The organism is Thiobacillus thiophilus (genome assembly GCF_055378705.1).
Genome location: NZ_AP042404.1, coordinates 1,540,310 through 1,562,281 on the forward strand (window position 1 = coordinate 1,540,310; position 21,972 = coordinate 1,562,281).

At 64.7% G+C, this 21,972-nt stretch carries 18 protein-coding genes; 7 read left to right on the plus strand and 11 right to left on the minus strand.

Features of this window, described 5'->3' with window-relative positions; genetic code table 11:
* The first annotated feature begins 30 nt into the window (after positions 1 to 30).
* Positions 31 to 1,086, plus strand: a complete 1,056-nt coding sequence (locus ACZ41T_RS07600; protein ID WP_464923858.1) for an Sfum_1244 family protein — start codon at positions 31 to 33, stop codon at positions 1,084 to 1,086.
* A gap of 53 nt (positions 1,087 to 1,139) precedes the next feature.
* Here ACZ41T_RS07600 and ACZ41T_RS07605 read toward each other — a convergent pair whose 3' ends face one another.
* From ACZ41T_RS07605 to ACZ41T_RS07635, 7 genes are all read right to left on the minus strand, one after another.
* Positions 1,140 to 7,103 (minus strand): hybrid sensor histidine kinase/response regulator, encoded by a 5,964-nt coding sequence (locus ACZ41T_RS07605; protein WP_464923859.1) that lies wholly within the window; start codon positions 7,101 to 7,103, stop codon positions 1,140 to 1,142.
* Positions 7,104 to 7,173: 70 nt separating this feature from the next.
* Positions 7,174 to 9,294: a methyl-accepting chemotaxis protein gene (locus tag ACZ41T_RS07610; RefSeq protein WP_464923860.1), complete on the minus strand. Its 2,121-nt coding sequence runs from the start codon at positions 9,292 to 9,294 to the stop codon at positions 7,174 to 7,176.
* 51 nt (positions 9,295 to 9,345) lie between these two features.
* A complete protein-coding gene (locus tag ACZ41T_RS07615; RefSeq protein WP_464923861.1) occupies positions 9,346 to 9,870 on the minus strand; it encodes a chemotaxis protein CheW in 525 nt (174 codons plus the stop codon).
* 10 nt (positions 9,871 to 9,880) lie between these two features.
* Positions 9,881 to 10,246 carry a response regulator transcription factor gene (locus tag ACZ41T_RS07620; protein ID WP_464923862.1) on the minus strand — a complete coding sequence of 122 codons (366 nt, stop codon included), beginning with the start codon at positions 10,244 to 10,246 and terminating at the stop codon, positions 9,881 to 9,883.
* 22 nt (positions 10,247 to 10,268) lie between these two features.
* Positions 10,269 to 10,628, minus strand: a complete 360-nt coding sequence (pilG, locus tag ACZ41T_RS07625) for a twitching motility response regulator PilG (protein ID WP_464923942.1) — start codon at positions 10,626 to 10,628, stop codon at positions 10,269 to 10,271.
* A gap of 217 nt (positions 10,629 to 10,845) precedes the next feature.
* The gene (locus tag ACZ41T_RS07630) at positions 10,846 to 11,733 is read right to left on the minus strand and encodes a hypothetical protein (protein WP_464923863.1); all 888 of its coding nucleotides are present in this window, start codon (positions 11,731 to 11,733) and stop codon (positions 10,846 to 10,848) included.
* 308 nt (positions 11,734 to 12,041) lie between these two features.
* A complete protein-coding gene (locus tag ACZ41T_RS07635) occupies positions 12,042 to 12,224 on the minus strand; it encodes a rubredoxin (protein ID WP_464923864.1) in 183 nt (60 codons plus the stop codon).
* 53 nt (positions 12,225 to 12,277) lie between these two features.
* Here ACZ41T_RS07635 and thiD point away from each other — a divergent pair, with 53 nt between their 5' ends.
* The 4 genes from thiD to ACZ41T_RS07655 all read left to right on the plus strand — a co-directional run bounded on the left by thiD (position 12,278) and on the right by ACZ41T_RS07655 (position 16,183).
* Positions 12,278 to 13,120: a bifunctional hydroxymethylpyrimidine kinase/phosphomethylpyrimidine kinase gene (thiD, locus tag ACZ41T_RS07640; RefSeq protein WP_464923865.1), complete on the plus strand. Its 843-nt coding sequence runs from the start codon at positions 12,278 to 12,280 to the stop codon at positions 13,118 to 13,120.
* Positions 13,113 to 13,757, plus strand: coding sequence for a thiamine phosphate synthase (thiE, locus tag ACZ41T_RS07645; protein WP_464923866.1), 645 nt, complete (start codon positions 13,113 to 13,115; stop codon positions 13,755 to 13,757). The genes thiD and thiE overlap by 8 nt, the downstream gene beginning before the upstream one ends.
* Complete coding sequence (gene hemL, locus ACZ41T_RS07650; RefSeq protein ID WP_464923867.1) at positions 13,754 to 15,031, plus strand: glutamate-1-semialdehyde 2,1-aminomutase; 1,278 nt, start codon at positions 13,754 to 13,756, stop codon at positions 15,029 to 15,031. The genes thiE and hemL overlap by 4 nt, the downstream gene beginning before the upstream one ends.
* Before the next feature lie 84 nt (positions 15,032 to 15,115).
* Positions 15,116 to 16,183 carry a hypothetical protein gene (locus ACZ41T_RS07655; protein WP_464923868.1) on the plus strand — a complete coding sequence of 356 codons (1,068 nt, stop codon included), beginning with the start codon at positions 15,116 to 15,118 and terminating at the stop codon, positions 16,181 to 16,183.
* Between the two features lie 66 nt (positions 16,184 to 16,249).
* Here the strand turns inward: ACZ41T_RS07655 and dsbD are convergent, their stop codons facing one another.
* Together dsbD and cutA are read right to left on the minus strand one after the other, a co-directional pair.
* Positions 16,250 to 18,538 (minus strand): protein-disulfide reductase DsbD, encoded by a 2,289-nt coding sequence (gene dsbD / locus ACZ41T_RS07660; RefSeq protein WP_464923869.1) that lies wholly within the window; start codon positions 18,536 to 18,538, stop codon positions 16,250 to 16,252.
* The gene (gene cutA / locus ACZ41T_RS07665) at positions 18,525 to 18,854 is read right to left on the minus strand and encodes a divalent-cation tolerance protein CutA (RefSeq protein WP_464923943.1); all 330 of its coding nucleotides are present in this window, start codon (positions 18,852 to 18,854) and stop codon (positions 18,525 to 18,527) included. Before cutA ends, dsbD begins: the two co-directional genes overlap by 14 nt.
* A gap of 3 nt (positions 18,855 to 18,857) precedes the next feature.
* On the opposite strand from cutA, the gene ACZ41T_RS07670 reads away from it, so the two are divergent.
* Positions 18,858 to 19,310 carry an FxsA family protein gene (locus ACZ41T_RS07670; RefSeq protein WP_464923870.1) on the plus strand — a complete coding sequence of 151 codons (453 nt, stop codon included), beginning with the start codon at positions 18,858 to 18,860 and terminating at the stop codon, positions 19,308 to 19,310.
* Here ACZ41T_RS07670 and ACZ41T_RS07675 read toward each other — a convergent pair.
* Positions 19,307 to 20,191, minus strand: a complete 885-nt coding sequence (locus tag ACZ41T_RS07675; protein WP_464923871.1) for an SDR family oxidoreductase — start codon at positions 20,189 to 20,191, stop codon at positions 19,307 to 19,309. The two genes, ACZ41T_RS07670 and ACZ41T_RS07675, sit on opposite strands and share 4 nt — an antisense overlap.
* Before the next feature lie 89 nt (positions 20,192 to 20,280).
* Here ACZ41T_RS07675 and ACZ41T_RS07680 point away from each other — a divergent pair, with 89 nt between their 5' ends.
* The gene (locus ACZ41T_RS07680) at positions 20,281 to 21,318 is read left to right on the plus strand and encodes a CDP-6-deoxy-delta-3,4-glucoseen reductase (RefSeq protein WP_464923872.1); all 1,038 of its coding nucleotides are present in this window, start codon (positions 20,281 to 20,283) and stop codon (positions 21,316 to 21,318) included.
* Positions 21,319 to 21,360: 42 nt separating this feature from the next.
* On the opposite strand, the gene ACZ41T_RS07685 is transcribed toward ACZ41T_RS07680, so the two are convergent.
* Positions 21,361 to 21,879 carry a DUF302 domain-containing protein gene (locus ACZ41T_RS07685; protein ID WP_464923873.1) on the minus strand — a complete coding sequence of 173 codons (519 nt, stop codon included), beginning with the start codon at positions 21,877 to 21,879 and terminating at the stop codon, positions 21,361 to 21,363.
* Positions 21,880 to 21,972: the final 93 nt, after the last annotated feature.

Consider the following 21,972-nt stretch of genomic DNA (forward strand, 5'->3'; position numbering starts at 1 on the left):
GCAAGGAGTAGCTGTTTTCTGGAGCGCTCCATGGTCGACAATCTCTCCGCCCTCATCGACACGGTGCAGAAGAACTGCACCATCGCCGACGCCCGCCACGCGCGCGACATGACGATGTGTACCTTTCTGCTGGAAATGCGCGAGTACTACCGCTGGGAAATGGAAATTCCCTACGGCGCGCGCCTGCCCAAAGACGAACTCGGCGACTGGCTGAATGCACGCGAGAGCCTGTGGGATGCGGTGGAAGAAGAGAATTTCGCGCCCTTGCCCCTGAGCGAAACCGGCATCGACCCGTTCGAGGCCGACGACATCAACCGCACGCTGGTCCCGCTGGGGCTGGTCTACAGCAGCGGGCTGGGATATTTCCGCAAGCCGCATTTCGTGCTGGCCGAGCTCAAGCGCGCCGAGGTGCGCGAAGGCGTTCAGGTGCTGGTGGCTGGCTGCGAATATGCGCGCGACCTGATCGCCCCGCCGGCAGCGATGCGCGACGGTGCCATTTTCCTGCGCATGGACGCGGTACACCGCATGCTGTGGAACAAGTACGAGGAATGGCAGTGGAAGGAAAAAGACACCGCGCTGGGGCGCGCGTTTGCCCACTACGATTTCGAGCACAACGTCGAGCGTGGTCTCGACCGCATGGCCGAGGCCGAAAGCGAGGCAATGATCCTGCACGAGGTCGGCGAGGCGCGCGCCGAGTCCTTGCTGGGCGAGGCCTGGAACGCCATGCTCGGCCAGCTCACGTCCCGCCACGCCGAGCTGCTGGCACGCGCGGTGCGCGACCATCTGGCCGACTGTCTGATGACGCTGCCGACACTGCTCGAACGCGAAGCCATCGGCTCGCTGCATTTCTATCTGGCCAACCTGTCCGGCCTGCGCCGCGCGCTGTTCCCGGCGCTGCCGCAGGCCTATGAAGCCTGGCTCGGCAGCCGCGATACCGCCCGACTGGCCCGTCTGGTGAAAGCCGCCGAAGCGCACTGGCTGGAAGTCGCACAGCGGCTGACCACAACCTATCACCGCGATCCGCAGCAGGGGGATACGCAACTTAACCTGCTGGCCAGCGGCGACCTCGCAGGCCTCAAACTTTAGGCGAAAAAAGCGGGCATCAAGCCCGCTTTTCTCTGCTGCCAGCGGTGTCCGGCTTACGCCGTAACCGTCGCCTTCTGTTCCAGCTGCTCGGCAATGCTGTCTAGCAGCTGCTGTTCCTGATAGGGCTTGCCCAGGTACACGTTGACGCCGATTTCCATCGCGTGGTTACGATGCTTGTCCGCCGTGCGCGAGGTGATCATGATGATCGGCACCGACTTCAGGCGCTCGTCGTTACGCATCACGCGGGCCAGTTCGAAGCCATCCATGCGCGGCATTTCGACATCGAGCAGCACCACGTCGGGAAGCAGGCCGTGCATTCTTTCCAGCGCATCGACGCCGTCCTTCGCGCTGTCCACCCGGAAGCCCTCGCGCGTCAGCAGGCGCGTGGTGATCTTGCGCACCGTGAGCGAATCGTCGACCACCAGCACCAGCGGCTGTTGCAGGACGGCGCTGACTTCGACCGCCTCGGCGGGCGCCGCGCGCTCCACCGCGGTGCGCGGCAGACTGGCCCAGCGCAGCGCCAGCGGCACCGGGTTGAGGATCAGGATCACGCGCCCGTCACCGCGCACGGTGGCGCCTGCCACGCCTGTAATCCGCGCCACCTGCGGACCGATGTTCTTGACCACGATTTCGCGCGTGCCCTCGATCAGGTCGACCAGCACGGCCACCTGGTTGGCGCCGCTGGCGAGCAGCACCACCGGGTTGTAACGCTGCACTTCGTGCACCGCGTCGGTGTCGCCCAGCAGGTGCGGCAGGTAGGAGAAGGGGTAGCGCGCGCCGCGCCACACCACTTCGCCCACGGTCATCGCTTTTTCAAGTTCCTGCGGCTTGAGTTCCAGCACCTGCTGCACCAGCGGCGTCGGCAGGGCGTAATCGTGCCTGGCAGCCTGGATCATGACCGCCTGGGTCATCGCCAGGGTGAGCGGAAGATAGATGTTGAAGCAGGTACCGGCGCCCGCGGAAGAGGTAATGTCGATGCGGCCACCCAGGGCTGAAATTTCGCTCTTCACCACGTCCATGCCGACGCCTCGGCCGGCGACCTGGCTGACGGTCTCGGCGGTGGAGAAGCCGGCGGCAAAGATCATCTGCGCCAACAGGGATTCGGTCGGTTCGACGCCCGGCAGCAGCAGGCCGCTGGCTTCGGCCTTTTCGCGAATGCGCCCGTAATTGAGGCCGGCGCCGTCGTCCTTCACGGTCAGCACCATTTCGTTGCCGGACTGGTGCGCCGAGAGCACGATTTCACCGAATTCCGCCTTGCCTGCGGTGCGGCGGACGTCGACCGATTCGATGCCGTGCGCCAGCGCGTTACGCAGCAGGTGCTCGAGCGGCGCGGTGACCTTTTCCAGCACCGAGCGGTCGATTTCCAGCTCGCCGCCCTGAATGTCGAGCTGGGCGCGCTTGCCCACGTCGCGTGCGGTCTGGCGCACCGTGCGATAAAGCCGCTCGGCCACCGAATACAGCGGCACCATGCGCACCCGCAGCAGATCCTGCTGCAGCTCGCGGTTGAGACGCATCTGCTGGATCAGCGCGGCATCAGCCTCGCCCAGGCGCGCCAGCAGAATATGCTGCACGGTCGAAATATCGTTCACGCTTTCGGCCAGGAAACGGGTGACTTCCTGGAAGCGGGTGAAGCGGTCGAACTCCAGCGGATCGAACTCGTCGCCCCCCTCCTGGGCCTGGAAGGTCGCCTGCATTTGCGATTCGGCCTGGATCTCGACTTCGCGAATGTGGCCACGCAGACGTACCAGGGCTTCCGACAATTCGTTGACGTGACGCTTGAAGGCAAACACTTCACTTTCAATCCGCGAACGTGCAATCGCCACTTCGCCCGCCTGGTTGACCATGCGGTCGACCCAGTCGGCGCGCACCCGCAGGGTCAGGGCATTGCTGTCGCGCGTGGCCGGCTGCGCAAGCGCAAGCGGATCGGGCATCGGGACGGCCGCCGCAGGAGCAGCCCCGGCATCAACCAGCACCGGCTCGATCGGCGCTTGCAGTGGCGTGGCGGCCTCTTCGGCAAGCGGCGCAAGATCGCCCAGCTTCAAATGCTCCACCGCATCGGCCAGACGGTCGAGCTGCGCTTCCAGCGTGTCGAATACGTCGATGCTCGCACCCAGATGGCCCTCGATCACCGCGATCACGCGCGACTCCATCACGTGCGTCAATTCGCCCAGGCGCATCGCGCCAACCATGCGCGCGCTGCCTTTGATGGTGTGCAGATTGCGCTGCAGCACATCGCGTGCTGCAGCCTCGCCCGGTGCGGCGCGCCAGGCGCGCAGTTGCGCACTGGCCCCCGGCACCAGCACCTCTGCTTCCTCGAGGAAAATCGGCAGCAGCTGCCGATCGATTTCATCGGCCACTTCGCGTCGCTCGAATACCGGCGCTGCGACAGCGGGCTTGAAATCCGGCACCAGCGCGCTGACGTCCAGCGGGCCGGAGGGCGCGCTGGCGGGTGTTTCATCGACCGCAGCTTCGGTTGGCGTTTCGGCAGCTTGCGGGGCGATTTCATCAGCGGTTTCGGCGGCCGGCATGGCCTGCTCGTCTTCCAGTTCGCCCAGGGCCGCGATCAGGTCGTTCGCCGGCGCGGGCAGGTGCTCGCTTTCGATGGTCGCTATCATCTCGTGCAAGCGCGCGACCGTATCCTGAACCAGCGACAGATGCGCGGGCGGCAGCGGCACCTGCACGAAACGGTTCCAGTATTGTTCGAGCGCTTGCGACAGTTCGCTCAGCACGGCGATGCCTGCGGTGCCCGCGATACCGCCCAGAGTATGCACGGCACGGCGCGCATGCTCGCTGACTGTGCTGTTGGCAAGCTCGGCGTGACGTTCGGCTTCTTCCTGCAACACCGCCAGGCGCTGATGCGCTTCGGCCATGAAAATATCGTACAGGCCAGTGGAAAGGCTGATCGAGCCGATACAGACTTCGTCAGTTGCATCCGATTCCACACGGGCTGCGGTGCTCGGCAGATCGGCGTTCTCCAGGCCAGTCGATTCTGCGGATTCGACGGCGGCAGGCGCGGCTGCATATTCGATGAGGGCGCCCACATCCAGCGCGGCCGTTTCGGACGGCGGCACCGCCACTTCAGGCGGCGCATCGTCCGCCTGAGCCACTGCGGCCTCGGCTGCGGCCATCTCGACTGCGGCCTCATCCGCAAGCTCGTTTTGTTGTTGCACGATAACTGCATCGTCATGCCCGGCGGTCGGCTCGGCCTCGATAACCGGCAGCGGTAGCCACTCGGGTTCTGCCTCGGCTGTCAGCTCGGTTTGCGGCCCATCTGCTGCAATCGCTGCCCCGGTTTCCGGCTCAGCAGCTTCGGCTGCAACGTCAGTCTGCGCCGCCGTTTCGGGCCACCCCGCCTCGGTTGCGGCCGGAGCCGGCGCAAGGTGCTCGACCGCCGCAGCCACCGGTACCTGTGCTGCATCCAGCGGTTGTCCTTGTGCCACGCGGTCAACCGCGGCCAGCAAAGCGGACACCGGCAATGCCACGGGCCGATTGGCCTGCAGCGCACTTACCCAATCCTGGAACACACCGCGGGCGCGTCCGATCAGGCGCAGCAGCTCGCTGCTGGCAGGTTTTTTCTCGGCCAGCCAGCCGTTCATCAGCTGTTCGAGGCGCCACGCCGTTTCGCCCAGTTCGTTCAGGCCGACCATGCGACCGCTGCCCTTCAGCGTGTGAAAGCCGCGGCGGATGATCGTCTGCGAAGCCTGGTCGTCGGGGTTGCTCTGGCAGGCATCGCTGGACTCGCCCATCGCCGCCAGCACTTCGTTGGCTTCTTCCAGGAAAATTTCCAGCAGTTCCGGCTCGACTCCTTCGGGGATCGCAGCCACAAGGGCGCCTCCGGCAGAGAAGGGATCGCTGGCCGCTGCCGGCTCGGCAATCGCCGTTTCGGTTGCGGGCGCCGGTTGTGCCATTTCGACGACCGCACTGAATTCAGGCGCATCGACAACAGGCAGGACTACAGTCGGTTCGGCGACAGCAGGTGCGGACATTTCCCAGGCAAGCGGCTCGGCCCCTTCCGGCACCGGCCGGATTTCAGCCGCGACCCGTTCGGGTAAGGCCAGGCCGGTCAAGACGGCGATGTCGGCGTCGAGCGCCAGCGGCGCTTCGGCAGCGTCCCGGCTGGCATCGAGCGCGGCGCGGGTCTGCTGTTTCAGGGTGGCGTCGTCGATCAGTTCGGCGTCGCGACCGAGTTCGGTCAGGGCATCAAGGAATTTTTTTTTTGTGGCGGCGTCGGGTTGCTCGCGCCACTCAAGATAGTCTGCCTGCACCTCCGCCTTGCGGACCGGCAGACCTGCTTCAACCGTGTCGTCAAATGCGCCATCGTCCACGTTGTCGGCATCGATCACGCCGAACTCGATCAGGGCCGGGCGCAAAACGCTGGCGGCGTCGGCACGCCCGGCGCAGTAGGATTCGATAAATAGACCGAGGCTGGAGAAGGCGGTGGCCAGACGTTGCTGGGTGGCCTCGTCGGGATGGCCTTCGCTGGCAAACGATTGCGCCGTTGCCGTGGCGGCGGCAAACAGGCTGGCGGCATCGGGCAGTTCCAGCATGGTCAGCGCGCCCTGCGCCTGCTGCGCCAGACCGGGCAGATTGGCCAGCGCTTCACGCTCGTTGACATCGCGGAAGAAGGCATCCAGCGCTTCTTCCATCTGCCTCAGGTTCTGGCCGACTTCCTGCGCCATATGCACCAGCATGTCGCGTTCGGCTTCACGCTGGCTGGAGGTTTCCATGACATTGGCCGGCATCTCGCTGCCTTCGATCAGGGCACTCAGGCGTGCCCGCTGACCTTCGGCGCGGATTGCAAAATCGGCGTGCAGAACGTCTTCCTGGTCGACGCCGTTTTGCATGAACAGCAGCGTGGAAGCAACTTCCAGGTTCATCTGTTCGCGCGCTTCGCCTTCGCGCCCGACAGCGGCAATGGCTGCCGCCGCCAGCTCGTCCAGCAGGGGCATCAAACCGCTGCTTTCGAGCATCTTCGCCTGCGGCTGCATGCGTGCCAGATGGGTCTGAAACTGCTCCTGCTGCGCGTCATTGCCTTCCACATAGGCATGCCAACTATCGCGCGCGGCCTTCAGGCCGGTTTGCAGGGCGTCCAGAACCGGGCGCATGCGCGCCAGCGCTTCGGGGTCGAGCATGCCGCGGCCCGGCAGATAGCGGTCGAGGCCGAAGGTTTCGCGGACTTCCGCAGCGCGGCCTTCCAGGGCCTGGCTTTTTGCCACGAAGTAGAGCGCATCGCGCAGCAGGCGTTCTGCGACCTGCGGCGAGCCTTCCATCAGGCGGCGCATTTGCAGGTCGACGCGGGCAAGCAGCTGCTTGACGTGGAAATCGGCTTCGACGCCGCGAGCGATCAGGCTGTCGACAAAGCCGACGCAGGCCCACCAGAAGGTTTGCGAGGCTTGCGACGGCGCGATGCGCTCGATGGCGGCCAGCGCATCGCGCATGCGCTGCAGCCCCTGGTCCGCCTCGACATTGCGCAAAAAAGACAACAGGCCGCGCTGGAACGCGCCACGCAGGACTCTGACTTCGGCACTCAGCGCTTCCTGCGTCAGGCCGTCGTTGCCTTTCTTGCCATGCGTGCGGGTGCGCAGGTCGGGGAAAAACAGTTCACCTTCGAACACCCGCTCGGCGCCTTGCAGTTCGCGCAGGCGCTTGTACAGGGGGAACAGCGCCAGTTCACCGCTGCCGCGCCCGTCGGCCAGGTCCTTTACCCAGCGCTGCAGGCCTTCCATGGCATTGCGCACGGCGCGCAAGATTTCATCACTTGCCGTCAAACGGTTTTCATTGATGTCGTCGAGGCAGGACTCAAGCGCACCCGCCAGCGTGGCGGCGCCTTCCAGGCCGACCATGCGCAACGCGCCGGTCACCTGATGCGCATCGTCGCGTGCCAGGCGCAGGGCATTGGTGAGATCGACGTCGACACTGTAGGCCTGTATGCGGCCCAAGGCGGCCTGCAGGGCGGCATCGATGTCCCCGCGCACCCAGTTCAACGGGCCGGTGTCGTAATCGAGTAAGGCGCTCATCGTATGTTGTTCCCGAGGTTGATTGCAGTGGCCGCTCGCGGCTGCTTGCTTCGCGTTGCGGCCGGTCCGGTCAGGCGAGCTTGAAGCCCGCAACCGAATTCTTCAGGTCCTGCGCCAGCTGCTTCATGCCGCCGATCGATTCGGCCGTCTGCTGCGTGCCGCTGCTGGTCTGTGCCGAAATGGACTTGATGTCCTGCATGGTTTCGGCCACCTTGGCGGTCGATTCCGCCTGGCTCTGCGTGGCCGAAGAGATGTCGGCAATCAGCCCGGCCAGCGTTTTCGACACGGCGCCGATCTCGGCCAGCGTCTGGCCCGCCGCGTCGGACAGCTTGGCGCCCTCGACCACGCCCTGGGTCGAGATCTCCATCGCCGCCACGGTGTCGTGGGTGTCCGACTGAATGGTCTTCACGATCGCCGCGATCTGCTTGGTTGCATCGGCCGAACGCTCCGCCAGCCGCTGCACTTCTTCCGCCACCACCGAGAAGCCGCGTCCGGCTTCGCCCGCGGACGCCGCCTGAATCGCCGCGTTGAGCGCCAGCACGTTGGTCTGTTCGGTAATGTCGGAAATCAGCTCGACGATTTCGCCGATTTCCTGCGACGATTCGCCAAGGCGCTTGATTCGCTTCGACGTCTCCTGGATCTGCTCGCGCAGGCCGTTCATGCTGGCAATGGCGTTCGCCACCGCCTGCTGGCCTTTTTCGGCAGCCGCCAGGGACTGTTCGGCCACACGGGCGGACTCGGCGGCATTGCCCGACACCCGTTGCACCGACTGCGCCAGGCTCACCACCGCAGCGGAGGTTCCCTCGATTTCCTCGGTCTGGCGGCGCGAGGCCTGCTGCAGCGATTCGGAGACCTGGCCGGCCTGGCTCGCCGCCTGATCCATCTGCACCGTGGCGGTGTTGATCCCGCGCACCAGACTACGAAGTTCTTCCACCGTGTAGTTGATCGAGTCGGCCACGGCACCGGTGATGTCCTCGGTCACGCTGGCGTTGATCGTGAGGTTGCCTTCGGCCAGTTCGCCCAGTTCGTCCATCAGACGCAGAATCGCTTCCTGGTTGCGGCTGTTTTCCTCTTCGCTCTTGCGTGCACGGGATTTGGTTTCATTGATGTTCACCAAGCCCAGCATCACCAGCGAGCCGATTGCCAGCAGGCCGAACAGGGCGGCCAGCAAATAGCCGGCACCGCCGACGGCCTGGTAGTCCCGCGACAGCCGCTCGGTGTCCTGGAGCAGCGCGTCGCTGCCGGCGAACAGGTTGCTGGCAGCCATCTTGGCCTGCAGCAACGGCTGCGTGTTGGCAAGCACCGCGCCGACCGCCTCGACCATGTCGGCCATGTTGGTGCCCAGATCTTCCAGGGTCAGCATGCTCTCCTCGCTGCGACTGGTCACCCCTTCCATCAGCGCCTGCACGGTGTCGCGGAACGAGGTAGTGTCCTTTTCAAGCTGCAACACCACTTCCGGGTCGATCAGGTCGGACGACAGCAGCAGGTTGGCGTTCTTCGGCAAACGCTGGCTCAGCATGGCCAGGTGGTTGGCGCGCGAAACCTCGCGCACACTGCCGTTGGCGTCGACCAACTGGCTGGCAAGCTGTTCGGAAACCTCCTGCAGATCGATACTCAGGGCGTTAATGCGCTTGACGCTTTCGTTCAGCGCCATCAGGTTTTTCTGCTGCGACAGGATCTGTACGACCTGCGGGTTGAAGGTCTTCCACTGCGCACCGATTTTCTCCAGCGAGTCGCGCGCCGCGCCGCCGGTGGCAGGCACTTCGCTGTCGCCCTTGACCAGCCCGTTCAGCGTGTCTTCAAATGCGGCCTTGCCTTCGGCCAGCTTCTTGAAAGCCGAAGCATTTCCCAGAACGGACTGCTGGGCCGTCAGCGGCAGACGCTGCGACAACACCTTTAGTTCGCCCGCCCGATTTTCATAAGCGGCGCGGTTGCCGAGCTGGATCGATCCGTAGACCGTGAAGCCGGCCCCCAGCAGCAGCGAAACGACCAAGGCGCCGCCCGTATAGAGATACTGTTTCTCGACGGGCAAATGGCCAATCAGCGGAGACTTGCCGGGCTCCCTGTCGGCCAGCTTGCGCACCCCCTGCATGATCAGGGCGGTGTGCTCCCCCCCGCTCTTGCCGGTAACCTTTTCCGTCATGCGGCCAGCCAGCCCTTTGAGGCCGTTCATCGTTATCGCCATGTTCATTGCTCCAATCCCCCACTATCGGCGCCAGCGCGCCCCGTTTTGAATAACCAGTCAGTTGCCGAATTGCGCCTCAACCTTGAGAAAATCGGTATTGCCCAGCAATTGCCCGAAATCCATGTCGCACCAGTCGGCGCCCGCTTCGTCCGCGTACTGGCGCGCCACCCACGGATAGCGGGCCGTGCGGTCGCCGTGCAACTGGTAACGGTTGATGTTTTTCAGGCCCAGGGTACTGCGCACCAGCAGCGCCGCGTTCACGCCAAAATCGTGGTGCGGAATCAGCAGGCGGCAATCGGCATGATCGGGTGTCACGCCCTGCCCCATGAAGTCGGCAAAATCGCTCACCGCGAACAGGTTGCCACGTATGTTGGCAATACCGCGAAACCACCGGCAGCCGCCGGGCACCTTGACGATGGGCGGCACCGGGATGACTTCCTCGGTGTCGGAGAGGCTCACCAGCCAGTTCACGTCGCCCACCCGGAAGCCCAGGCGGGAGCCGGTGTTGTCGCGGCTGGCCGCGGCCTGCAATTTCTGCGAAAGCGTGGTCTGAAATTCGCGCAGGTTGAATTTCTTGGCCATGGCGGTCCGCTCAGTCCAGCGCCTTGATTTGCGACAGCAGGTCTTCCGGCTTCACCGGCTTCACCAGATAGGCCTTCGCGCCCTGGCGCATGCCCCACACCTTGTCGGTTTCCTGTCCCTTGGTGGTGCACATGATGACGGGGATGTGCTTGGTCGCCTCCTCCTTGCCGATCATGCGGGTCGCCTGATAGCCGTTCATGCCGGGCATCACGACGTCCATCACGATCAGATCGGGCAGCGTCTGTTTGGCCTGTGCGACGGCCTCTTCGCCGCTTTCGGCCATGCTGACCAGGTAGCCGTTCTTGACCAGCAACTCGGACAGGAAAAAACGTTCGGTGGGGGAATCGTCCACAACCAGAATTCGGCTGATCGCCATATTTATGCTCCTTGAAAAACAGTTAGGTTCTGGCGCACGTGTGCTCGCGCACCGCCGTCAGCAGCGTGTCCTTGGTGAAAGGCTTTGTCAGATACTGATCCGATCCCACCATGCGGCCACGTGCGCGATCGAACAGACCGTCCTTGGACGACAGCATGATGACCGGGGTGGCTCGATATTTGGCATTGCGCTTGATCAGCGAACAAGTCTGGTAACCGTCGAGTCGCGGCATCATGATGTCGACAAACACCACATCCGGATCGTGGTCGGTAATTTTGGACAGCGCATCGAAGCCATCCTGCGCCAGGATGACTTCACAGCCCGCCTGATTCAAAAATATTTCTGCGCTGCGGCGTATGGTGTTGCTGTCATCGATGACCATCACTTTGATGCCTTTCAATGCTTCGTTATCCACACGTTTTCTCCACCAGAACTCGGGCGCGCAGCACCTGCCGCACACCCTGTGTGCTTACCATTACGGCATCGGTTCCGGCTTCTTTAGCGACCTGCCGACGCCATCGCATGCGCGCTTTTCGATCCGAAAATGAGAAAGGGCGCTGCAACGCAGCGCCCCCTTCGTTTCCGCGCAAGCCGCGGCCTTACTGCCAGGAATCTCCGCTGGACGTCTTCTCGGCGCCGGCAACGGCACTCATGGTCTCGACGATGGTGTTCGGCAGGGACGAAATGCGCATGAACTGCCCCATCCCCACATCGGGGAAAGCCAGGGCAATGCGGAAACGGCCATGCGGAGAACCCACCACCTTGTCGACCACGTAAACCTCGTAAGGCAGCCCGGCGATGTTGTCCTGCATGTCGATTTTCTTGATCCATTCGCCATCGCTGTTGCCGCTGTCGTTCATCGCCACCCCGAACACGGCCAGCTTGCGGTCCGGCATCACGACTTCGTAGACCTTGGTCGTCTTGCTCACCCCTTTGGCCAGGTTCTCACGAACAGTCTTCACCGCCTCGGCAAAGCTGCCGTACTCGGCCAGTTTGTTCTTGTACGAATCGATGCGCTCCATGCCGACCATATAGCGGTAGTTGGTCAGATTGCCAGGCAGTTCGTCCCCGCCCTGTCCTTTGCCTGCGCCCAGCACGCCCTGCAAACGCGACTGCAGTGCCTTGACCGCCCCCTCCTTATTGTCAAAGACCTTGCGAAAATAGGCGCGGTACCAGTAATCCGGATTAGTGTAGGCGACGCTGCCGTCCGCTTTCACCCCTACCCGGATCGCCGCGCCCAGTACGGCGTGGCCGCCCACCGAACCCACTTCGCCGAGCATGGCATCGTCGGTGGCGATCACCACCCCATACCCCGCCAGGCTTTTGGGGAAATATTTGCCGACCACCTTGAAGCCGCCGCCCTTGAGCTTGGCCTCGACCGCCGCCGCGGCTGCCTGCACGCTGCCGCCCGCAACCGGGTCCCCTTGAATATAAGGGGAAACCGCCCATACGCTTGCCGAAAAAACAAGCAGAACCCACGCTGTCATCCACCGCAAAATCATCGTTGTCTCCTGATTGATATTTACCCCGGCTTTTATCTTGCCGCACCATTGACAGGGTCGATTCATGGCAGCGAGCCCTTACTGCATGGTAACGGGCCATTCAACCCGGATTGTTCATTAGGGCGAGATGCTTTGGGTAGGGTGCACTCCGTGCACCTTCGGGCATCAATCGGTGCACGGAGTGCACCCTACCCGCCATAAACCGTCTAATGAACAATCTGGGTTCAATATACCCTATGCACTATCGCCGGTTCCCGCACTTTCTTGAGCGGGTGGACACAAAAAGCCAAACGTCAAAACGCAACCCTCTCGAAATCGTCCTTGCGCGCCCCGCAATCCGGGCAGGTCCAGTTGATCGGCACGTCCTCCCAGCGGGTACCGGGCGCAATCCCATCTTCGGGTGCACCGGTTTCCTCGTGATAGATGTAGCCGCAGATCAGGCACATCCAGCTTTTGTATTCGGCGGGGTCAGACATGGGAGGTAAAGGAATCAGCTAAAATCAGCGCTTGATTCTAAAGCAGCGACGCTATGCCCCCTATTTTCGTCCCCAAAACCACGCCGCCGCTGGTGCTCAGCTTTGCCGCGTCCGACCCGACCGGCGGCGCGGGCATCCAGGCCGACCTGCTGACGCTGGCCAGCATGGGCTGCCATCCGCTGTCGGTCATCACCGCGATCACGGTGCAGGACACCGCCCGGGTCGACGAAGTGCTGGCCATCGATGCCGAATGGGTGATGGATCAGGCGCGCATGCTGCTCGAAGACGTGCCGGTGGCCGCGTTCAAGCTCGGCATGCTGGGCAGCCCCGAGTCGATGGCGGTCATCGCCGAAATCCTCGCCGACTATCCTGACATCCCGGTCATCCTCGACCCGGTGCTGGCGTCCGGACGCGGCGACGAACTCGCCACCGAGGACATGATCTCCGCCATGCGCGACCTGCTGATCCCGCAGACCAGCATTCTCACGCCCAACAGCCACGAGGCGCGCCGCCTGGCACTGTTCGAGTCGGACGAGGACGACATGGACCTCGCCGCCTGCGCCGCGCACCTGACCGATCTCGGCTGCGAATACGTGCTCATCACCGGCACCCACGAAGCCACGCCGCGCGTGCTGAACAGCCTCTACGACGCCAACGGCCACGTGCAGACCGATGCCTGGGACCGCCTGCCCGGCAGCTATCACGGTTCCGGCTGCACGCTCGCCTCGGCCATCGCGGCCGCGCTGGCGTATGGCCAGGACGTGCCGACCGCGGTGCGCGATGCCCAGCACTTCACCTATGAAACGCTGAAGGCCGCCTTCCGTCCCGGCATGGGGCAATACATCCCCGAGCGTTTCTTCTGGGCCCAGGATGGACAGACGGAAGGCAATGCCTGATTCGGCAAAATTCCCCGGCGGCGTGTACGCCATCACCCCCGAAACCGCGGACACCGGATATTTGCTGGCGCAGGTCGAAGCGGCGCTGGCGGGCGGGGTGGCCGCCGTGCAATACCGCGACAAATCGGGCGACGTGGCGCGCCGCCACGAACAGGCGAGCGAACTGGTCGCGCTGTGCCGCCAATTCGGCGCGCCGCTGATCGTCAACGACGACCTGCGGCTGGCCGATCTGTGCGACGCCGACGGCATCCACCTGGGGCGCGACGACGCCAGCCTGCGCGAGGCGCGCATCATCCTCGGCAAGAGCAAACTCATCGGTGCATCGTGCTACCAAAGCCTCGAACTGGCGTTGGCCGCGCAGGCCGCCGGCGCCGACTATGTCGCCTTCGGCAGCTTCTTTGCGTCGCCGACCAAGCCGGCCGCCGGGCGTGCCGGCCTCGACCTGCTGCGCGAGGCGGCGCCGCTGATCCACGTGCCGCTGGTCGCCATCGGCGGCATCACGCTCACCAATGCGCCCGCTTTGCTGGACGCCGGCGCCGACAGCCTCGCGGTGCTGTCGGCCCTGTTCGATACGCCCGACATCCGCGCAGCCGCGCGCGCCCTGAATCATTTATTTGAAACGGAATCCGAACAATGACCCGCAACGAACAGCTTTTCGAACAATCGCAACACGTCATCCCCGGCGGGGTGAATTCGCCGGTGCGCGCCTTCAAGAGCGTCGGCGGCACCCCGGTGTTCTTCAGCCGCGCCAAGGGGTCGCGCGTGTGGGACGCCGACGGGCGCGAGTACATCGACTACGTCGGCTCGTGGGGCCCGGCCATCCTCGGCCACGCCCACCCCGGCACGGTGAAGGCGGTTGCCGACGCCGCCGCCAACGGCCTGTCGTTCGGCGCGCCCAGCGAAGCCGAACTCACCATCGCCCGCCGCATCGTCGAACTCGTGCCGAGCATCGAGAAGGTGCGGCTGGTGTCGTCCGGCACCGAGGCGACGATGAGCGCAATCCGCCTGGCCAGAGGATTTACCGGTCGCAGCAAGTTCATCAAGTTCGAGGGCTGCTACCACGGCCACGCCGACTTCCTCCTGGTGAAGGCCGGCTCCGGCGCGCTCACCTTCGGCAACCCGACCTCGGCCGGGGTGCCGCCCGAAGTCGCGGCGCAGACGATCGTGCTCGACTATAACGACGTCGCCGGGCTGGAGCGCACCTTCGCCGAGATCGGCAACGAGATTGCCTGCATCATCGTCGAGCCCTTCGCCGGCAACATGAACCTGGTCAAGCCGACTGCAGAATTCATGGCTGCGATGCGCCGGCTGTGCGACGCGCACGGTGCGCTGCTGATCTTCGACGAGGTGATGACCGGCTTCCGCGTCGACCTCGGCTGCGCGCAGAAACTGCTCGGCATCAAGCCCGACCTCACCACGCTCGGCAAGGTCATCGGCGGCGGCATGCCGGTAGGCGCCTTCGGCGGCCGCGCCGACGTCATGGACATGCTGGCGCCGACCGGCCCGGTGTACCAGGCCGGCACGCTGTCGGGCAATCCGGTGGCGGTGGCCGCCGGGCTGGCCACGCTCGCCGCGATTTCCGAACCGGGCTTCCACGCGCGCCTCGCCGCCAGCACCGAGCGGCTGGTGAAGGGGCTGACCCTGGCCGCAGCGGACGCTGGCGTCACCTTCTGCGCCGACTCGGTCGGCGGCATGTTCGGCCTGTACTTCGCGGCCAGGCCGCCGGCGAGCTTTGCCGAAGTGATGCAGTGCGACAAGGAAGCCTTCAACCGCTTCTTCCATGCCATGCTGGATCGCGGTTTCTACCTCGCTCCGTCGGCGTTCGAGGCGGGCTTCGTCTCGGCCGCCCACAGCGACGCCGACATCGACGCCACCATCGCCGCGGCGCGTGATGTGTTTGGAAGGTTATAAACCATTAACCACAGAGGCACGGAGACACAGAGAACTGCATTTGTTTTTCTCCGTGCCTCTGTGCCTCTGTGGTGAGAAAACTGAATGACCGACGAACTTTCCCCCGAAGACGAGCTGCGCCTCAACGTCCTGTTCAACACCGAACTCAAGGCCGTCCGCATCGACGAATCGAACATGACGCTGTGGGCGCTGACCCCGCAGGGCGAGGCCAGCGTGCCGCTGAAACCCAACGAGCGCGCCGACCGCTACCTGAAGCGGGTGCGCGAGATGCTGTCCGGTCACGCGCTCGGTTCGCCCGGCGGCTACCCGGTACATCTGACGCGCTGGACCCGGCAGTCGCAGGCAGGGTTGTCGATCCAGCACCTGGCGCAGCTGCTGTTGATCGCCGAAGAAGAAGCGGTGGTGGCGGTGGTGCACTCGCCCGCGCTCACCGACGAACTGGCGCGCTACGCCTGGTGGTGCATGCCGACCCTCGAGAACGCGCGGCTGATGCTGATGCGCGATGCGGTCTGCCGGGGCAGCATGGGGCGCACGCTCGCCCAATTCCTGGTCGACCACCTGGCGTTCCTGCACGAGGACGACGTCGGCATTCTCGATACCGTCGCGGTGATGCTGGTTTCGGGTGTGCTCACCGATGCCGAGCGGCTGGCGATCTGGAAGCGCGGCAACAGCCGCAATTCGTATTACGTGGCCTTCCTCGAACTGCAGCCGGACCAGCTGCCCAATCCGCGTCCTGCGCGCACCGATCACGCCGGCGTGCCGCATCTCGCCGGCAACCCGTACGGCGCGCTGCTGGAAAAAGCGCTTTCGGCGCAGGGGCAGACCTTCCTCGCCACCGTCGCGCTGGTTCTCGATCGTCCGGAAATTCAGGAAGTGGTCAACCACACCCTGGATGCGCTGGCGCAGTGGTGCGCGCCCTTGCGCCAGGCCGACGAAGCCGTGCGCAATGCTGCGCGCGCGGCCCTGCTCGGCGCCGCGCCGCAATTTGAAATGGATTGTGCCGCGCTCGACGCACTGGCCGCGGCGGATGCCGACAGCGTGCGCCCGATCTTCCTCAAGACCACCGCGGTCGGCTCACTGATGCGGCGCAAGATCGAGCCCGTCGTCACGCCGCTGCTGGACGCGATTGAGGTATTGCGGCGCCAGCCCTGAAGGACTCCGATCCACTACGTGCCAAAGCACCTGTGGAATCGTATGCCGTAGGCCGGCCGGGATGCGTCAGCGTCCCAGCGCCGAATCGATGCTCGCCAGGAACTTGTCGGCCTTCTCGAAGCCGATCACCGTGAAATCCGACTGCGCGCCTGCGGCGTTCCAGAAAATCAGCCCGGGCGGGCCGAACAGGTTGAAGCGCTTCAGCAGCGCCTTGTCGGCGTCGCCGTTGGCGGTGACGTCGGCCTTCAGCAGCACCACGTCCGCCAGCCGCGCCTGCACCCGGGCATCGCTGAAGGTGAAGCTTTCCATTTCCTTGCACGACACGCACCAATCGGCATAGAAGTCGAGCATCACTGCGCGGCCGTCGGCCCTGGCCGCGGCCAGGCGCGCGTCGAGCTCGGCCACATCCTTGACCTTCTCGAACGCCAGTCCCTTCTGCTCGGCCGCCAGCGCTTCCCCGCCTGCGCCCCCCTTGAAGACGCTGCCCTTATACACTTCAAGCGGCTGCAAGAGGTTGCGGCTGCCCGCCAGCATGCCGAGCAGGATCGCCAGGCCGCCGATCAGCAGCACCACGCCCAGCCCCTTCCACAGACGCGACCAGCCGGTCGCATGGGCGGGCAGCGGGTCGAGCGCATGCAGGAAGACCGCGCATGCGATCAGCAGCAGCGCCCACAGCAGCATGCCGACCCAGCCCGGAACGACCGGCGAGATCAGATAGATGGCGATGGCCAGCATCATCACGCCGAAGAAGTACTTCACTGCATTCATCCAGCCGCCGGCGCGCGGCAGCAGGGCACCGGCGGACAGGCCGATCAGCAGCAGCGGCACGCCCATGCCCAGCGCCAGCACGAACAGCGCGACGCCGCCGAGCACGGTATTGCCGGTCTGCGCAATGAAGGCCAGCGCGGCGGCCAGCGGCGGCGCGACGCAGGGGCCGAGAATGACCGCCGACAGCGCGCCCATGGCGAAGACGCCGAAGAAATTGCCGCCCTTCATCTTGTTGGCGCGCTCGGAAAACTTGCTCTGCAGCGCGCTCGGCAATTGCAGTTCGTAAAAGCCGAACATGGACAGCGCCAGACCGACGAAAATCAGCGCACCGACGCCGAGCGCCCACGGGTTCTGCAGGGCGTTGGAAATCAGGGTACCGGACAGCGCCGCCGCCACGCCGGCCACCGCATAGGTGATCGCCATGCCCAGCACGTAGGCGAGCGACAGCAGGAATCCGCTGGTCTTGGTCACTTTGGTGTTCTGCCCGGCGATGATGCCTGACAGGATCGGAATCATCGGGAACACGCAGGGCGTTAACGCCAGCAGCAGGCCGAGACCGAAGAAGGTGGCGACCACCGGCCAGAAGCTGCCGCCCTTCAGCACGCGCTCGATGCGCGAAGTGTCCGATTCGCTGGCGGGCTCGGCCGGCGCCGCCTGGACGCCGGCAATGACGGCCGCGCCGGCCGGGCCCGCGGTCAGCGTGAAGTCGCGCGTGATCGGCGGGTAGCACACGCCGACCGCCTCGTTGCAGCCCTGCCAGGCGGCTTCCAGCACCAGTTGCTCGCCGGCGGCGAGCGCGCGCGACAGCGTCACGCCGGCGGCAAAATCCTGGTGGTAGACCTCGGTGCTGCCGAAGGTCGGGTCGTCCTTGACCTCGCCCGCCGGGGTGTCGACGCTCGCCACTTTCACGTCGGCGGGCGACTTGACGACATAGGCGAGCTTGTCGCGATACAGGTAGGTGTCGGGCGTCAGCGTGTAATCGAGCCTGGCCGCCTGCGCATCCGGCATCGCCGCGGCAACCAGGAAGGCCTCTTCCGGCGGCAGCAGTTTCGGCATGCCCGCATCGCCCAGCAGGCTGCGCAGGCCATCCAGCGCGGTACGGGATGCGGCGGGGGCGGCGGGCGCTGCCACGACGGCAGCCGCCGGCGCGGGCAGCTTGATCGTCATGCTCTCGGTTTGCGGGATGTAACACAGCCCGGCGTCGGCGCAGCCCTGCGAAACGGCTTTCAGGGTGACCGAATCGGTGCCCGGGACGCGCTGGATCGGCAGCGCGATGCGCACGTCCTTGACATAGGTTTCGACCTTGCCGAAGAACTCGTCGTCCTTCACCTTGCCGGCGGGCAGCTGCGGCGCACCCAGCGTGGCGCCGGCGGCTTCGAACTGGAACTTGTCGCGGTACATGTAATAGCCGTCGGCAATCTGCCAGCGCGCTTCCAGCGTGTTGGCGTCGAGCGCACGCGCCGAGAACTTGAACGCGACTTCCGGGTCAAGAAATTCTTCGGCGTGGGCCACTGGAAAAAACGCCAGCGCGCCCCAAAGTGCGGAAAGTGCGCCGAGCATACGAATCCACTTATTATTCTTGATCATGCTTTTCAGTCTCCGTGGCCAGCCAGCCGAGATAGGCAGGCAGTCCGTGCGTTATGGGTAGGGCAATCAGTTCAGGTACGTCGTAAGGATGCTGCGCGCGAACAATTTCTTCAACCAGCGTGTAGTTTTCCGCGGTGGTTTTGATCAGCAGCGGGATTTCGTCTGCCGCTTCCACTGCGCCCTGCCAACGGTAAATGGAGCGGCACGCCGCCAAAACGTTCACGCACGCTGCCGCGCGCCGTTCGATCAGCGCGTGCGCCAGTTTTTCGGCGCTCGCGACATCGGGTAAATTCGTCAAGATTAACAAAGGTTTCATCACATGCGCTCTGGTTGGATCGTGCTACTGCTGCTGTCGTTTCCGGTTCTGGAGGCCATCGGCATTTTCTGGGTGGCCAGCGCCATCGGCGGCTGGGTGCTGCTGTGGCTGTTGCTGGCCGCCATCGCCGGGATCATGCTGATTCGTGTCGAGGGCGTCGCCTGGGGCGCGCGCCTGCTGTTTTCGGTGCAGTCCGGCGCGAATCCGCTGGCCGCGATGTTTGCCAGCGGGCGTATTCTGCTCGCCGGCGGCCTGCTTGTCTTCCCCGGCTTCATCAGCGATGCGATCGCGCTGGGGCTGCTGCTGATTCCGGGCACCTTGGCCGGGCGCAAGCGAGACCCGCTGCGGCCGGCGAATGACGATGTCCCCTTCCCCGAACCCCCTCCCGCACGGGGCGAAACACCCGCCACGATCGATGGCGAGTTCAAGCGCGAGCCGGACGACCGGCTGGGTTAAAACAGCTTCATCTGCCCGCGCGCCTGTTTGATCTCGCGCAGCAAATCGTCCGAGGTCGGATAGCGGTATTTCAGCCGCAGTTCGCGCGTGGCGCGCGCGTTCGACAGCTGGCGCGACTCGCGCAGGAACGACAGCAGGGCAGCGGACAGCACCTTCTCCGCCTCGGCACGTTCGACCCGCGGCGGCCGCGGCAGGTCGAACGCGTCGGCGCAGCTGTCGAACCAGTCGCCCATTTTCATGGGATGCGCATCGACCGCATGGTAGATGCGTTGCGAGCGCCCGCGGAACAGCGCCGCCCACGCCAGCCGCGCCAGATCGTCGGCATGGATGTGGTTGGTGTAGCTGTCGTCCCGCGCAACCAGCGCCGGGGTGCCGCGCCGGATGCGTTCCAGCGGCAGGCGATCGGCGGCATAGATTCCCGGCGCGCGCAGGATCGTCACCTGCACCCGCTGCGTTTCGCCCCAGGCGCGCAGCCGGCGCTCGGCATCGACCCGCCGCACCGCGCGGTCGTTCACCGGCGCCACCGGGCGCGTTTCGGCGACCCAGTTGCCGCCGCAGTCGCCGTACACGCCGCTGGTGCTGATGTAGACCAGCGTGCCCGGAGGGCGGCGCCCCAGCGCGTGCAGCAGGTGCGCGGTGCGCGGATCGGTACTGCCGGCGTTGGGCGGCGGCGCAAAGTGGAACACGCCGTCGACGCGCGGCAGGCGCTTCAACGTGGCCGGCACGTCGAGGTCGCCGACAATCGGCGTCACGCCGAGGGCGCGCAGCTCGGCGGCGCGTTCGGGGCGGCGGATCATGCCGATGAATGCCGCCTGCCCGGCGTAGCGCCGCACCAGCCGCTCGGAGACATCGCCGAATCCCACGATCAATATTTTTTTCATGCCGCTGTAACCCTGTCCGCGCAAGGGTAAAAACCCGGCGCACTCAAGCGATAATTTAACAAGTCGTCACCGCATTTTAAGCGCACATCATGCCGCATCGCGTCACCATCCAGCCCAGCGGGCACCAGTTCAACGTCGAGGATGACGAAACCATTCTCGAGGCCGCGCTGCGCGAGGGCCACGCGCTACCCTACGGCTGCCGCAACGGGGCCTGCGGGGCCTGCAAGGGCCGCGTGCTGTCCGGCCAGGTCGATTACGGCGAGCATTCTCCCGCCGCGCTGAAGGACGAGGAAAAGGCGCAGGGACACGCATTGTTCTGCCGCGCCAAACCGCTGTCCGACCTCACCATCGAAGCCAGGGAAATCGGCGCCGCCAGGGACATCGTGGTGAAGACGCTGCCGTGCCGGGTGGAAAAACTGGAGAAGCGCGCCGACGACGTGATGCTGATGAAGATCAAGCTGCCGGCCAGCGAGCGGCTGCAGTTTCTTGCCGGCCAGTACATCGATTTCCAGCTGAAGGACGCCAAGGCGCGCAGCTTTTCGCTCGCTAATCCGCCGCACGACGATGCGCTGCTGGAACTTCACATCCGCCATGTGCCGGGGGGGCTGTTCACCGACCAGGTGTTTTCCACGTTGAAGGAACGCGACATCCTGCGCCTGAAAGGCCCGCTCGGCAGCTTCTTCATCCGCGACGATTCCGACAAGCCGATGATCTTCATCGCCGGAGGCACCGGCTTTGCGCCGATCAAGAGCATGCTGGAGCATGCCTTTGCCGAACATACCGGGCGTGAACTGGTGCTGTACTGGGGCGCGCGTTCGCTGAAGGACCTGTACATGGCCGAACTGCCGCAGCAGTGGATGGCCGAATATCCGAATTTCAGCTTCATCCCGGTGTTGTCCAACCCGCAACCGGGCGATGCGTGGCAGGGGCGCACCGGCTTCGTGCACCAGGCGGTACTGGCCGACTTTGCCGATTTGTCGGGCTACCAGGTGTACGCCTGCGGCGCACCCGTCATGGTCGACACTGCGCACGACAGCTTGGTGAAAACGCGCAATCTGCCCGAAGACGAGTTCTTTGCCGACCCCTTCGTCTACGCGGCGGACGCCGAGACCGAACCTGCCGTCTGACGGTGGGGCGCAGCTTCGGCGACCTTGCAAACCAGGCGAGCTTTACAGTTCGCCCTTGGCACCCGCCCGCATGATCTCGATCAGCGCATCACGCACGGCCTTGATGCGCGCAGTCAACTCTTTTTGCAGTTTCTTTTCCTGCGCCACCATACCGACGTCGATGTCCGTCATGATCAGCCAGCCCTGGCCATCGGCGCCTTCGATCAGCGCGATACGGCACGGCATGTAAACGGCAAAGTCCATACTCAAGTCGATCAGTTCCTTGGCGGTGACCGCATCGCAAAACTGGAAAATGGTGATGGTGCGCTGTGGCTGGCCCGTTACCGCTTCGACCTGTTGGGACAACGGCAGCTCCGCCACCAGCTTCAGGTTCAACGCATTGGCGCGCAAGCGCATCGACTCAGCCGCCTCCTCCAGGCTGACGCCGCGATCGATGACCATCTTGTAAACACTGGTCTGCGTCGTCTGCCTGGCTTTGGGTGCTGCGGCCCAACCGACGGGGGCGGACAGCAACAACAAACCCAGCACGATGCCCCATATGGCAAAGTAGTTAGTGCGCATGACAGCACCCCTCATGAGCATTGCAAAACCCTATTGAGCCGGCCTGTAGGCTCGGCAACCGCCCCTACACAAACGCGCCCGCCAGAAGCGGGG